Source organism: Traorella sp. mt218 (assembly GCF_055420025.1).
Genome location: NZ_JBVAYM010000004.1, coordinates 41228 through 55943, shown reverse-complemented (window position 1 = coordinate 55943; position 14716 = coordinate 41228). Strand labels below are relative to the sequence as shown.

Genomic DNA, 14716 nt, shown 5'->3' with positions numbered 1-14716 from the left:
TTGACTTGAATCAATGTCTTTTCTTTCTGATTTATGGTAGAATAAATAAGGTGATAGTTAATGAAAATTGCATTAGGACAAATGAATGTACTTGCCGGACAAATGTCACAAAATGTGAATAAGATGTTGGACATGATCGAAAAAGCAAAAAGGGAACAGGCTGATTTGATCATTTTTCCTGAGCTTTGTGTTACAGGTTACCTATTAGCGGATAAATGGATGGATCAAAGCTTTGTGGAAACAGCACTTTCTTATAATGATATCTTAAAAAAAGCAAGCAAGGATATTGGAATCATTTGGGGAAATGTAGCTACATTCAAGGATATCCCAGGTCGTGATGGACGTCATGTACGCTGTAATACAGCTTATTTCGCTTATAATGATGAATGGGTAAAAAAAGAAAATGATTTGCTGGATGGCCGCTATATCAAATGTTTAAATCCTGATTATCGCATCTTTGATGACAGTCGTTATTTTTTATCGGCCTTAGAGCTTTCTAAAAGGATGAAATTAAATGATGCCGATTTCACATCGCCTTTCTTGTTTAAGAAGGATGAAAAGCTTTATCGAATCGGTCTTGAAATATGTGAAGATCTTTGGAGTCAGGACTATCAGTTTGATCCTACTTCCCAATATTTAAATCAGCATGTCGATCTTATCGTAAACATTTCTTCTTCACCTTGGACAAGAAATAAGGAAAAGGGAAGAGAGAAACAGATCCTTCGTTATGCGAAAGATCATTTTGTTCCTTTTGTTTATGTAAATGCTGTCGGTATGCAGAATAATTCAAAAACCGTTTGTGTCTTTGATGGTGACAGCAGTATCTATAATTCAAAGGGAAATCGTATTTCAAGCTGTAATGATGCTTTTCATGAAGAATGTAAGGTCATAGATCTAAATGCTTCTTCTTTGGCTGATACATGTCAAAATAAACTTACACAAGCATTGATCACCGCTATTCGTGAATTTGATCAACAAGTATTTCAATCACGTTTTAAATGGATCATCGGTCTGTCAGGTGGTTTAGACAGTAGTGTAAATGCCGCATTATTAACATTAAGTCTTGGAAAAGAACGTATCATCGGTTTAAACATGGCTACACGCTATAATTCCTCTGCAACCATCGACAATGCTCATAAGCTCTCCAATGCTTTGGGTATCGAATGCAGGGATGGTATCATCCAAAAGCTTGTAGAAGAACAGATTGAATGTTTGAAACAATATACACAAAAAGAAATCAGTGAATTTGCAATAGAAAATATACAGGCAAGGATCCGCGGCTCTATCTTAAGTGCCATTTCTCAGATTGAAAATGGTGTCATCATCAATAACGGCAATAAAATTGAAGGGGCCTTAGGATATGCGACTCTTTATGGAGATACGATTGGCTGTTTAGCCCCTTTACAGGATGTCACCAAGGTGGAACTTTTTGATATAGCTCGCAGCATTAACCAAATGATGAATCAAGAAGTGATTCCTTATAATCTCTTACCGGAAATTGAAAATGATCATATTAAATGGGTAACACCTCCAAGTGCTGAATTAAAAAACAATCAGTTGGACCCTATGAAATGGTTCTATCATGATCAAATCATACAAATATTAACAGAATATCCGGGATATGGCATTGAAAAACTGATGCAGCAGTATTTAGATAAGTCTATTTATGATACTGAATTAGGTAAATGGATCCGCTACTATGGATTGGACGATCCTCATAAGTTTATTGAAGATCTCGAATGGGTTCTTCAAAAATTCCAGTCAGGTGTTTTCAAACGTTTGCAGACACCACCGATCGTCATGGTTTCAAGAGGATGCTTTGGCAGTGATTTTAGAGAAAATCAGGTCAATTATCAAAAATCAAATGCTTATTTATCTTTAAAGGAAGCTATTTTGGGTCATGAGAATCAATAAGTATATTGCCTCCAGCGGCTTTTGTTCACGAAGAAAAGCAGAAGAATATATTCTTTTGGGAATTGTTACGATCAACGGCAAAAAAGCCATCCTTCAAGATATCGTAGAAGAAGGTGATATCGTTAAAATCAACGATCAACTGATTCAGCCAAAAAGCAATACCATCGTTCTTCTTTACAACAAGCCCACAGGCATTACCTGTACGACTGAAAGACATATCAAAGGAAATATCATTGATGCCATCCATTATCCTGAAAGGATCTTTCCCATTGGAAGATTGGATAAGGATAGCAGCGGTTTGATTCTTCTGACAAATCAAGGTGATCTGGTCAACGATTGTCTGCGGGCAGAGAATGGTCATGAAAAAGAATATCTTGTAGAAGTGGATCATAAGATCACCAATGATTTTTTAAAGAAAATGGCCAATGGCGTAAAAATATATAACCCTGTTCATAACTGTTCTGTAACAACATTGCCATGCAAGCTTAATCAAATCAGCAAGACCAAATTTACTATTATTCTGACACAAGGCTACAATCGTCAGATCAGACGAATGTGCAGTGCATGTGGCTATCATGTACGCTCACTTAAACGAATTCGCTTCATGCATCTGCATTTGGATGTAAAAGAAGGAGAATATCGTCTGTTAACAGAAAAAGAAATCAATTCATTAAAAGGAATCAAATAGAAAAGCTGTAAAGAAGCTAACGGATGGTTAGCCGATCTGCAGCTTTTTATACAAGAAAATGATTTTGTAACCAAAATCATATGCAAATAAGTAACTCCCTATCTGCATACCCACCTGCCTTTCTAGCGGCGTGGTTCCACTGACACCGTTATAGACTCTCAGATCATGAAGAATGATGTTCTTCAGATCAGGGAATTCACGGTAATAGAAACGGTTGGAAAGAGAAAAGACTTTCATGATGCCTCCTTGATAGAAACGAGAGTATTCACACAGATATTATATCATAATAGTAACTATAATGATACTATAATTTCATATTCATGACACATAATATCATAACATAAAGTATACTTAACTTTTTTCAATCTCTTTCATTATCTTCCTGTCCATCAAAATTGAAATTTCCTAATATATAAAAAAAGAAGCTTTTTCAGCTTCTAATGTTTATTTTCATCATAAACGATGACAATGTGTCTTTCCTTTCCATCGCCCTCGCTGACCGTACGGATCCTTGGCATATTCACCAAATAGGAATGAATTGCTTTTCTCTCGTCATTAGGCATCGGATCCAAGGAAGCATTGATCTTTGTTTTTTGTACTGTTTTCGCAACCCTCAATGCCATTGAACATTCCTTATGATATTTTTCTTCTTTATAACCGTTGATATCACTAACGACGATCACTCTCTTTTTAAATACACTGGAAGCGGCAGCCTTTACCACATTGTTGATATCCTGTAATGTCTGTCCCTTTTTCCCGATCAGGATAGCATTATTTTCACCATCTAATTCTACCTTGAAATAGTAATCTTCTTTTTTACACTTCACATCTACCTGCATTTCAATTCCATCAAAATAGGTAGTAAGATATTTTATAATAAAATTCTCAATATCTCCGTCAAAATAAGCTTCTATTTCAACTTTGCTTCCAAATCCGAATAACCCCTGCTTTTCAGAAATTACGTTATACGTAAGCTCTTCTTTGCTACATCCTTTTGATTTAGCAGCATTTTCTAAAGCTTCATCTAAATTTTTTCCTTCATACCTTTCCATATGCGATCACCTTTAATCCTTCAAGAATACCCTGTCAATAATAATATTTTGGATAATACGAACCAATGATGAAACAGCCCAGTAATAAGACATCGCTACCGGCCATGTAAATCCGATGAAAGCAATCATTCCCGTTGAGAAGATCGTCATCATCGTCATCTGATCTGGACCGCTCTTCTTCGGCTGAGTATATTTTTTCTCTTTGATACCTGATTTTTTCTTTCTTTGTTTTGCCAGCCATCCCGGAACCTTCATACTTAAGAACTGAAGCAGGATCATGACACCGAATATCAAGAGATACTGCCACTGAAGCTCACTTAATCCTTCACTTGGCGTACGAGTCAGATCGATACCAAGGAACGTACCGTTAACAACAACAGCGGCTCTTTGCACAGCATAATAGAAAGCCATCAATACAGGCATCTGAATGATCAGGATAAGAATGGATGAGAAAGGATTGACCTGATATTTCGCATACAAAGCCTGCGTTTCCTGAGCCATTCTCATTCTTGAAGCATCGTCTGTCTTTCCTTCATATTTCTTCTGGATCCTTTGGACTTCCGGCTGCATCATCTGCATACGCTGATTCTGTACCTGGCTCTTGATGGATAATACGGCAATTACGATATTAAATAAGATCGTCGTAATAAGAATACCGATACCGGCATCTGTCAGATTTCCAAAGAAGTTGATGATCTGAGCCAACGGCCAAACAAAGATTCCTTCAAACCATCCTTCATTAAATACTTCCGAAAACGAAGTCGTCGTATAAATAATAAATTCTTCTTTTACTCGATTTGTATTAGGATCTACATAACTTTTACAACCTGCCACAAAAATCAATAAAAACAGACTTAACAGCAGTAACTTCTTTTTGTTCTTCAATAAGTTTTTCATTTTCTTCTCCTCGTGTAACATCGCCCTTATATTTTAACTTTTTTTAAGAGCATTTCCAATACTTTTTTGTTTGATTCATAACTTTCTTCAATAAATTTGTCACGAATTAAAATAATTGTATCAAAATTTTCATCAAAAGTATAGAGCTCCTGTACCATCATTCGTACTTGACGCTTTATTTTATTCCTAACGACCGCATTACCGATCTTCTTCTTGACAGATATTCCGACACGACAGTTATCTTCTTTCTTTTCTCTTACATAAATCGTCATGACTGGTGAGGAATAAAAATTTTTAGCTTTGATGATTTCAGAGAACTCCTGGCTTTTTCTGATCCGATATTGTTTTTTCATTTCCTTCTCCTATATCAGCCAAATTATAATTGCCTATGTATTATATCAGAAATAATGAAAAATGTCTGTGAATTACCAAAGCTTTTGAATTTTCTGTTCATTTAAGATTCATAAAGCAAGAAAATGATTTTGTAACCAAAATCATAGGCACGATCGTAAAGACATTCATAAGCCTTATGAAAAACACGGTTATAGACTCTCAGATCATGAAGAATGATGTTCTTCAGATCAGGGAATTCACGGTAATAGAAACGGTTGGAAAGAGAAAAGACTTTCATGATGCCTCCTTGATAGAAAAAAGAGTATTCACACAGATATTAATGACACATAAAATCATAATATAAGTATACTTAACTTTTTTCATTCTCTTTCATTATCTTCCTGTCCATCAAAATTGAAATTTCCTAATATATAAAAAAGAATCACCTTGCGGTGATCCTTAAGCTGATAACACTTTTCTTCCTTTAGCACGACGACGAGCTAAAACGTTGCGTCCTCCAACTGTTTTCATACGAGCTCTAAATCCGTGAGTAGTCTGGTGTTTTCTCTTACTTGGTTGATATGTTCTTTTCATAGAGCCACCTCCATCTTTTCTAATCTATAAACTAATAGAACATTGCTTATTGATTATACAAAACAATTGAGTCAAAGTCAAATATTATTTATTTATGATCATCACGCATCATTCCTGCAATGATCAAGGAATCGGCATATAAGGTCTTTGAAATGAGCGGTAACGGTGTTGAAAAGACTTTATTCATAATTTATCTATGCTTTACATTTCTATAAATTTAAACAGCTTATCTAACTTTTTTGTGGAAATATCCCTTTAAATTTTACTTGTTTTACACATTATTTGTGGATAACTTGGGGAATAAAAAAATAATTCAAAAAAAAGACTGTGGAATTATTGAAATGTCAAAATAACCTTTATTTATAGGCTTTTTTTCACTTATACGATTGGGGAAAACATCCTCTTTTTCCACAATTGTTTTCCACGTTTTCCACAATTTCCTTTTCCACATATCACATATCCACAAGTTTTCCACAATCAAAAGATGTGGAATTCTTATAAGTAATGATTCTTAAAGGTTATTTTTTAATTCTGGACTGTGGAAAACATCCTTTCAAAAAAAGTTGTCCTAGTAATTTATACTTTTTTGTTTTAGAATATATATGCTGAATTGAGGGAATAAGACATGTCAAATTATACAAGAAATTCTTTACAACTCATTTGGAATCAGACACTGGATAAATTAAAAACCGGTGCTTTTTTTGATATGGCTATTTTCAATACCTATATTCATGAATCAAAACTTTATGATCTGAATCAAAACGGAGCTGTTGTCATTGTTCCCAGCTTTGTATCCCGGCAAATTTTCGAAAATAACAAGGCTGTCATTGAAAAAGCTCTGAGTGAAGTGCTTGATCAAACGATTACCATTAACTTTACATTAAAGAAAGATATTCAAAACTATACCGAATTAAACGAAGAAAATAAGAAAATCATCCTTGAAGATAAATTATTAGATAAATATACCTTTGATAACTTTGTAGTCGGTCATTCAAACCGCGAAAGTCAGGCAGCTGCCCTGTCATGTGCGGTCAATCCCGGCGAATTCTTCAACCCGTTATTTATCTATGGTAATTCAGGTCTGGGAAAGACCCATCTGCTTCATGCAATCGGTAATTATGTAAAAGAGCATTCACCTGAAAAAAAGGTCATTTATATTTACAGCGAAGATTTTATATCTCTTATCGTCAATTCTATTCGTGATAAGACGATCGAGGAAGTGAAAAGGATCATCGAAGAAGCTGATTATCTCCTGATTGATGATATCCAGCGCTTGAAACAGGGAGAAAGAAGTCAGGAAATCTTCTTTAATCTCTATAATAATCTTTTTTCAAAAGGTAAACAGATCGTTTTGACAAGTGATATTCATCCAAGCGAGCTTAAAGGTATTGAAAACCGTCTGATTTCAAGATTTAATTCCGGATTGTCCGTAGGGATCGATTCTCCTGAATTTGAAACATCCTTAGCGATTCTGGAAAAAAAGATCGAAGAAAGAAATGAGCAATTATTAATTGAAAGAAGCGTGCTGGAATATATCGCTACGACCTATTCCAATGATGTGCGCGAACTTGAAGGAAATCTTAATAAGCTGATCTTTAAAGCAATCCTCTATAATCCGAAGGTCATTGATCTCGATTTCGCAATCATGGCCTTCAAGGATGATCCTAACAACAAATCGCCCGGGGTATTAACGGTTTCAAAGATAAAAAAGGCCGTCTGTGATTTTTATGGACTTACAAAATCGCAGCTGGAAAGCAAAATGAAGACGACAAATATTTCAAATGCCCGTCATATTGCCATCTATCTTTGCCGTAAACATCTGGACATGCCTTTTGCGAAAATCGGCATGGAATTCGGTGGACGTGATCATTCTACGATCATGGCTAGCTATGAAAAAGTCAATAAGCTGATCAAAGAAAAAGAATTATTTGCAAGTGCTGTGATGAAAATTGAAAAGAAACTGGGTATTTGATTCTTTCCCCACTGTTATCCACAGTCAAAATAGTGTAAAATAGTACCTGGGAATAAGAGTATTTCGGACTTTTCCACATTTCCACAGTCCTAATTATTATTATTCATTAAATAAAAAATATATAAAAGGAGGTTCCCATGAACTTTAAAATTTCAAAAACTGTCTTCTATAACGCTTTGTTGATTGCTTCAAGAGCTATTTCTAACTTTTCACCTCTGCCTGCTTTCAGCGGTATCAAGATTGAGGTAAAGACGGACTGTATCGTTTTGGTAGGAAGCGATTCGGACATATCTATAAAGACGATCATAAGAGCGGATGAAGAAGAATCGTTACATATATATGAAACAGGCAGCATCGTTATCGAAGCCAAGTATATTCTTGAGATCATTCGTAAAATGGATTCTGAAAATATTGAGTTTGAACTGATTGAAAATGCCAGTGCCCGAATCATTTCTGAAACCAGTGAATTTAAGATCAACGGTATGAGGGCAAACGAATATCCAAATATTGATTTTACCTGCCCGATCTTGAAATTTGATATGAAATCGGAGCTGTTGAAGGAAATCATTTCACAGACGTGTTTTGCAACCAGCAAGAGCGAAACAAGACCGGTATTGACAGGTGTCAATTTTAACTGTTCACATTCAAGATTGAATTGTGTGGCTACTGATTCTTACCGTCTTGCGAAAAAGACGGTTGATCTTGAACAGGATCTTGATTTTAATATAACTATACCGGCAAGAAATCTTAATGAAGTCATGAAGACTTTGGATCTTGATGAGAATGTCATGATTGCTGTAAGTGACAAGAAAGCACAGTTTGTGATTGCAAATACATTGATCCAGACAAGGCTGATCGATGGGGTATATCCGGAAACGGATCGTCTGATCCCGGTCAGCTTCGCTTATGAGCTGGAAATAGATTCCCAGGAAATCACCAGTGCAATCGATAGAGCCAGCTTTATTAAGAATGACGGTGTAAGTGTCATCAAGCTTTCTTTGGATGAAAAGGAATGTTTATTGTCCAGCCGTTCTCAAGAAGTGGGTTCAAGTAAGGAAAATCTGAAAAACGGTGTCTTTAAGGGAGAACATCTTGATATTTCTTTTAACGGATTATATGTATTTGATGCCTTGAAGGTCATTAATAAGGGAAAGGTTCGTTTCAGCTTTTCCGGAGATATGAAACCTTTTATCGTTCAAAGTGAGGATGATGCATCGATCATCCAGCTGATCCTTCCTTTACGAACATATGCTTAAATAAAAAATAAGCCATGATGCGATTCTGATCAACTCATTGGGCATTCATTTGCCGATGTGCGGAGGAATCGCATTTTATTATGAAATAAATCCTTGATAATTCTTGTTTTTTGCTTTAAATTCCCCAAATAAGAGCGTAAATATGTTATAATTATATAGATGAGATAAAGGAGTTACGAATGGAAATCAAGCTGAATAAAGAATTTATCACACTGGGTCAGTTATTGAAAGTTACGGATTTTATTTCTTCTGGCGGAGAAGCAAAACGAATGGTAAACATGTTGGATATCTCTGTTAACGGTGAACATGAAAACCGTAGGGGAAGAAAGCTTTTCAGCGGTGATGTTGTAGTCATTGAAGGAAAGAAGTTTGAATTGATCTGATGTATATTTCGCATTTACATTTGGTTCATTATCGAAATTATCTGAATCAATCATTTGAGTTTGACAGGGGCATCAATTATATCGTAGGTAAAAATGCTCAGGGAAAGACAAATCTGCTTGAAAGTATTTATTATTGTTCAACGACAAAGACTCATCGAAATGTAGACGATGTCAGCTGTATCTATGAAGGGTATGATGCCTTTCGCATTGATGCGGCAGTGATAAAAAAGAATCGAAAAGTGGATCTTACAGCTATTTATAGTAAATCAGGAAAAAATTTATATCTGTATCGAAATCCTGTAAAGAAGGTCAGTGATTTTGTGGGATTTGTGAATGCTGTTATTTTTTCGCCCAATGATATGAATATTTTCTCGGCACAGCCGCGCTTCAGAAGAAGGTTTATGGATATCGAACTTTCAAAGTGTTCTAAGACTTATATGTTTACCTTGAATGAGTTTTATCGAATTTTGAAGCAGCGAAATGCCTATCTCAAAACAGAAAATATCGATCATGATTATTTAAGCATACTTGATGAGAAATGTGCTGATTTGCAGTGTATCATTTTGCGGCAAAGATATAAATTTCTTCATGATCTGACTGAAATTTCTCAAAAATTTTATGATGAGCTGGCAAATGATTCTACTAAATTTTCTATTGTCTATAAAACCTTTGTTCATATTGCGGATGAATCGCAGATGAAGGAGGAAATAAAAACGATATACAAGAATAATTTTCAACGTGATCTCTTTTTAAAAACGACTGAGAAAGGGATTCATAAAGATGATTTTGTGCTGATGATCGATGGTAAGGATGCTGACGATTATGCTTCTCAGGGACAAAAGAGAACGATACTTTTGGCTTTGAAGGTAGGTATCGTCAAACTGATCGAGAAAATCATTGATGATGAGCCAATTTTGCTGCTGGATGATGTATTCAGTGAGCTGGATGAGGAAAGGCGTCGAAAATTATTGGATTTGTTGCCTAAGAACATACAAATATTTATTTCTACTACTGAAGAAATAGATAAAAATTATCAACGTCCGATCAAAACGATCGTGATACAGGATGGAAAGATAAAGGAGGAGCATCAAAATGGAAGAAAAACATGAGCTTTATGATTTAGAGGCTAAGGTTGAACATTCTTATGAGGCAGATGATATTCAGGTTCTTGAAGGACTTGAGGCTGTGCGTAAAAGACCGGGCATGTATATCGGTTCGACTTCGCAGAAGGGATTGCATCATCTGGTGTGGGAAATCGTAGACAATTCCATTGATGAAGCTTTAGCGGGGTATGCAACGGATATTCATATTCGTGTAACGAAGGATCATGTCGTTGAAGTTGAGGATAATGGACGAGGAATGCCGGTCGGTATCAACAGCAAGAGCGGCATCAGTGCAGTTGAAACGATCTTTACGATCCTACATGCCGGAGGTAAGTTTGGCGGAGGCGCTTATAAGGTTTCCGGTGGTCTACATGGTGTTGGTGCATCTGTTGTAAATGCACTTTCCAGCTGGCTGACAGTTTCAGTCTTTAATGAAGGCAAGGAATATTTTGTCAAGTTTGTGAATGGCGGCAATGTTGAAACACCTTTGCATGTCATTGGTGAGTGTGATCCTGAAAAACATGGTTCTTTGGTTACCTTCAAGGCAGATCCTGAGATTTTTCAGGAAACGTGTGAATATGATTTTGATACGCTGAATCAGCGTATTCGTCAGTTGGCCTTTTTAAATAAGGGAATACATATGCATTTTGAATTTGATCCTGAAGATAAAAAGGTAGATTATCTATATGTCGGCGGTATAAAGGAATATGTTGCTTATTTGAATAAAAATAAGGAGCCGCTTCATGAAGATATCGTTTATTGTGAAGGAGAAGATGAGAATGTTCTCTGTGAAGTAGCAATGCAGTATAATGACGGCTATATTCCAAATATTTACTCCTTCTGTAACAATATCAATACGGTTGAAGGCGGTACTCATGAAGAAGGATTCCGTCTTGCCTTAACACGTGTGATCAATAACTATGCAAGAGAGATCAATATGTTGAAGAAGGATGAATCCTTATCCAGCGATGATGTTCGTGAAGGACTTACAGCGATCATTTCGGTGAAGCATCCAGATCCGCAATATGAAGGACAGACAAAGACCAAGCTTGGAAATTCAGAGGTCAGAAAGATCGTTTCGAATATCTTCGGAAAGCAATTGGAGCGTTTCTTCTTGGAAAATCCTTCGACAGCCAGAACGATCGTCGATAAGGCAATATTGGCAAGCAAAGCACGTCTTGCCGCTAAAAAGGCCAGAGAGCTTACAAGACGTAAGGGTGATTTGGATATTACGAATTTCTATGGCAAATTGTCTGATTGTAAGAGCAAGGATGCCAGTGAATGTGAAATATTCCTTGTCGAAGGTGATTCTGCCGGAGGAAGTGCCATCAAGGGAAGAAACAGTATGACTCAAGCTATCCTTCCATTGAGAGGAAAGATCTTAAATGTAGAGAAAGCTCGTTTAGACAGAGCCTTATCAAATGAAGAAATCAGAACGATCATTACTGCTTTCGGAACCGGTATCGGTGAAGAATTTGATCTGTCTAAGCTGCGCTATGATAAGATCATCATCATGACGGATGCCGATGTCGATGGCAGTCATATTCGTGTATTGTTGTTGACATTGTTCTATCGTTTCTTTAAGCCGATCGTTGAAGCAGGGCATGTTTATGCTGCCCAACCACCGCTGTTTGTCATCAAGCATGGTAAAAAGATCAAGTATGTATTAAATGAAGCTGAAAGAGATGAATATCTTGCGACGCTTTCACCAAATACAAAATATGAGATCAATCGTATGAAAGGTCTTGGTGAAATGGATGCGGAAGAATTGAATGAAACAACGATGGATATCAACAAGCGTATCTTACGTCAGATTACTGTTGATGATGCCATCATGGCAGATGAGATATTTACGACTCTGATGGGTGAGGAAGTCGAACCTCGCCGGCAGTTTATTGAAAATAATGCGACATATGTGACAAATCTTGATATTTAATGGGAGGAGGATTTGATGGATCGATTAGAGAAAAATAACATTGTAAAAGAAGTCAAGGATTCCTTTCTTGAATATTCAATGAGCGTTATCGTGGCACGTGCATTGCCGGATTTAAGAGATGGGTTAAAACCGGTTCATAGAAGAATTCTATATTCAATGTATGAAAGTGGTTATACGCCTGATAAGCCTCATAAAAAGAGTGCCCGTATCGTCGGAGATGTCATGGGTAAATATCATCCTCATGGAGATTCCAGTATTTATGAGGCAATGGTAAGAATGGCCCAGGATTTCAGTTATCGTTATATGCTGGTGGATGGCCATGGAAACTTTGGTAATATCGAAGGATATGGTGCTGCGGCAATGCGTTATACGGAATCCCGTCTGTCGCGTATCTCTTTAGAGCTTTTACGCAATATCAATAAAAATACCGTTGATTTTGATCTTAACTTTGATGAAAGTGAAAAAGAACCAAAGGTCTTGCCTTCACGTTTTCCAAATATTTTGGTAAATGGAACCTCCGGAATCGCGGTGGGTATGGCAACCAATATTCCTCCACATAATCTTTGTGAAGTGATTGATGGATGTGTAGCTTATATTGACAATCATGACATTAGTCTTGATGAAATGATGAAATATATCAAGGGACCGGATTTTCCGACCGGAGCAATCATTCTTGGCAACAGCGGCATTCGTAAAGCTTACGAAACAGGCCGTGGGGTCATTACGGTACGCAGTAAGGCACGGATCGAAGAAGAAAAAGGCCGTAATGTCATAATCATTGATGAAGTTCCTTATGGTGTCAATACCGCAGAGCTTAAAAATAAGGTTGCTGAGCTGGTACATAATAAGATCATTGATGGTATCTCTGATTATCATTCTGATTTAAAAGATGGTATTAAAATTACGATCACATTAAAAAAAGATGCCAATCCACAAGTGATTTTGAATCAGTTGTATAAACATACTTCTTTTCAGACTTCTTATGGAATCATCTTATTGATGCTTGATCATGGTGTTCCTAAAACATTAGGACTTTTAGATATCATTCGTAAATATATTGATTTCCAGAAAGAAATCATTGAAAGAAGAACACGCTATGATCTTGATGTGGCACAAAAAAGAGTCCATATCTTAGAGGGATTGAAAATTGCGCTGGATCATATTGATGAAGTCATTCGTTTGATCCGTTCTTCAAAAAATGATGATGAAGCCCGCAGCGGTTTAATGGATCAATTTCAATTATCTCAGGTACAGGCAAACGCTATTCTTGAAATGAGATTGCGTCGTTTGACCGGTCTGGAAAGAGAAAAGATTGAAAACGAGTTATTGGAATTATTCAAGCAGATCGATGCTTTGAAAGAAATATTATCCAGTGAGGCAAATATTTTAAAAGTCATAAAAGATGAGCTTTTGGAAATCAAAGATAAATATGGCGATGAAAGACGTACAAGCATCGATATGACAGCGATTGAATATATTGATGATGAATCGTTGATACCGGAAGAACAAATTGTTGTTACAATGACACAGACAGGCTATATCAAACGTATTCCACTTAACACATATCGTACTCAGAACCGTGGCGGTAAAGGTGTCAAGGGATTAAATATGAATGAAAATGATGTTGTTGAAACATTGTTGAATATGTCAACACATGATTATCTTTTGGTTTTCACAAATAAAGGAAAGGTTTTCCGTTTGAAAGGATTTATGCTGCCATCAGGAAGCAGAACGAGCAAAGGAATTCCGATCATTAATCTGATAAATATCGAAAAAGATGATAAGGTACAGGCATTGGTAGCATATTCACCACATGAGGATGTGAAATATTTATTCTTTGCGACAAAGAAAGGTATCGTCAAACGTACACCTGTTTCAGAATTTGAGTCAATACGTCAGAATGGTAAGATTGCCATCGTACTGAATGAAGATGATGAGCTTATTGATGTGAAAGGTACAACCGGAAATGATGAAATCCTGATTGCTGCAACAAATGGTAAATGTGTTCGCTTCTCAGAAAAAGATGTTCGTCCTATGGGAAGAAAATCAATCGGAGTCAAAGGTATGAATGTTGATGGTTCGGATGTTGTCGGTATGGCTCTTTCAACTGAAGGTGAATCTATTTTATCTGTGACAGAAAAGGGTTATGGTAAGAAAACACCAATTGCTGATTATCGTATGTGCAAACGTGGGGCAAAGGGTGTCTTAACTGTCAATGTTTCTGAACAGACAGGTAAGCTTACTTCAATTCGTTCTGTCAATGGTGATGAGGATGCAATGATCATTACTAATGAAGGTATCATCATTCGTTTGAGCCTTGATAAGGTTGCAAGCTATGGACGTAATACAAAGGGTGTCCGTCTGATCAATCTCAGCGATAGTGATGCAATTGTCAGCAAGGTTACGATCGTTGAAAAAGAAGAAGAAAATGAAGAAGCCATTGACAATTCTTCTCAGGAATGATTAAATATACTCGTTTAAAGCGATGATGAGGATAAGTAGATACTGTTAACTTGCAGAGAGATAACGGATGGTGAAAGTTATCAGTGAAAGGTATTGAAATCAACCTTGGAGCGAGCGGAGGAATT

Annotated in this window: 14 protein-coding genes and 1 other annotated feature (1 of these 15 only partly in view); of the genes, 8 read left to right on the top strand and 6 right to left on the bottom strand. The window is 36.5% G+C overall.

The features are described from left to right. The first annotated feature begins 60 nt into the window (after window positions 1-60). Window positions 61-1914, top strand: a complete 1854-nt coding sequence (gene nadE, locus ACZYT3_RS03235; RefSeq protein ID WP_464087666.1) for an NAD(+) synthase — start codon at window positions 61-63, stop codon at window positions 1912-1914. Then, window positions 1901-2602 (top strand): pseudouridine synthase, encoded by a 702-nt coding sequence (locus ACZYT3_RS03230; RefSeq protein ID WP_464087665.1) that lies wholly within the window; start codon window positions 1901-1903, stop codon window positions 2600-2602. Before nadE ends, ACZYT3_RS03230 begins: the two co-directional genes overlap by 14 nt. A gap of 27 nt (window positions 2603-2629) precedes the next feature. Here ACZYT3_RS03230 and ACZYT3_RS03225 read toward each other — a convergent pair whose 3' ends face one another. The 6 genes from ACZYT3_RS03225 to rpmH all read right to left on the bottom strand — a co-directional run bounded on the left by ACZYT3_RS03225 (window position 2630) and on the right by rpmH (window position 5478). Further along, a complete protein-coding gene (locus ACZYT3_RS03225; RefSeq protein WP_294562863.1) occupies window positions 2630-2839 on the bottom strand; it encodes a hypothetical protein in 210 nt (69 codons plus the stop codon). A 200-nt stretch (window positions 2840-3039) separates the two neighbouring features. Further along, window positions 3040-3654: a R3H domain-containing nucleic acid-binding protein gene (locus ACZYT3_RS03220; RefSeq protein ID WP_464087664.1), complete on the bottom strand. Its 615-nt coding sequence runs from the start codon at window positions 3652-3654 to the stop codon at window positions 3040-3042. A 12-nt stretch (window positions 3655-3666) separates the two neighbouring features. Next, entirely contained in the window at window positions 3667-4551 is an 885-nt protein-coding gene (locus ACZYT3_RS03215; RefSeq protein ID WP_294561726.1) for a YidC/Oxa1 family membrane protein insertase, read from the bottom strand. A gap of 26 nt (window positions 4552-4577) precedes the next feature. Then, window positions 4578-4904, bottom strand: coding sequence for a ribonuclease P protein component (gene rnpA / locus ACZYT3_RS03210; RefSeq protein WP_294561727.1), 327 nt, complete (start codon window positions 4902-4904; stop codon window positions 4578-4580). Window positions 4905-5005: 101 nt separating this feature from the next. Next, window positions 5006-5182 (bottom strand): hypothetical protein, encoded by a 177-nt coding sequence (locus tag ACZYT3_RS03205; RefSeq protein WP_464087663.1) that lies wholly within the window; start codon window positions 5180-5182, stop codon window positions 5006-5008. A 161-nt stretch (window positions 5183-5343) separates the two neighbouring features. Continuing rightward, entirely contained in the window at window positions 5344-5478 is a 135-nt protein-coding gene (rpmH, locus tag ACZYT3_RS03200; protein ID WP_071441036.1) for a 50S ribosomal protein L34, read from the bottom strand. A 625-nt stretch (window positions 5479-6103) separates the two neighbouring features. On the opposite strand from rpmH, the gene dnaA reads away from it, so the two are divergent. From dnaA to gyrA, 6 genes are all read left to right on the top strand, one after another. Further along, window positions 6104-7450, top strand: a complete 1347-nt coding sequence (gene dnaA, locus ACZYT3_RS03195; protein WP_294560966.1) for a chromosomal replication initiator protein DnaA — start codon at window positions 6104-6106, stop codon at window positions 7448-7450. Window positions 7451-7587: 137 nt separating this feature from the next. Further along, window positions 7588-8706, top strand: coding sequence for a DNA polymerase III subunit beta (gene dnaN, locus ACZYT3_RS03190; RefSeq protein WP_464087662.1), 1119 nt, complete (start codon window positions 7588-7590; stop codon window positions 8704-8706). A gap of 179 nt (window positions 8707-8885) precedes the next feature. Further along, window positions 8886-9089 (top strand): RNA-binding S4 domain-containing protein, encoded by a 204-nt coding sequence (locus ACZYT3_RS03185; RefSeq protein ID WP_294560964.1) that lies wholly within the window; start codon window positions 8886-8888, stop codon window positions 9087-9089. After that, window positions 9089-10198 (top strand): DNA replication/repair protein RecF, encoded by a 1110-nt coding sequence (gene recF / locus ACZYT3_RS03180; protein ID WP_294560963.1) that lies wholly within the window; start codon window positions 9089-9091, stop codon window positions 10196-10198. Before ACZYT3_RS03185 ends, recF begins: the two co-directional genes overlap by 1 nt. Further along, a complete protein-coding gene (gene gyrB / locus ACZYT3_RS03175) occupies window positions 10182-12128 on the top strand; it encodes a DNA topoisomerase (ATP-hydrolyzing) subunit B (RefSeq protein ID WP_294560962.1) in 1947 nt (648 codons plus the stop codon). Before recF ends, gyrB begins: the two co-directional genes overlap by 17 nt. 15 nt (window positions 12129-12143) lie before the next feature. Beyond that, on the top strand, window positions 12144-14591 hold the full coding sequence (gene gyrA / locus ACZYT3_RS03170; RefSeq protein WP_464087661.1) for a DNA gyrase subunit A: 2448 nt from the start codon (window positions 12144-12146) through the stop codon (window positions 14589-14591). A gap of 13 nt (window positions 14592-14604) precedes the next feature. Beyond that, window positions 14605-14716, top strand: a binding site (T-box leader); it runs 94 nt beyond the window's last position.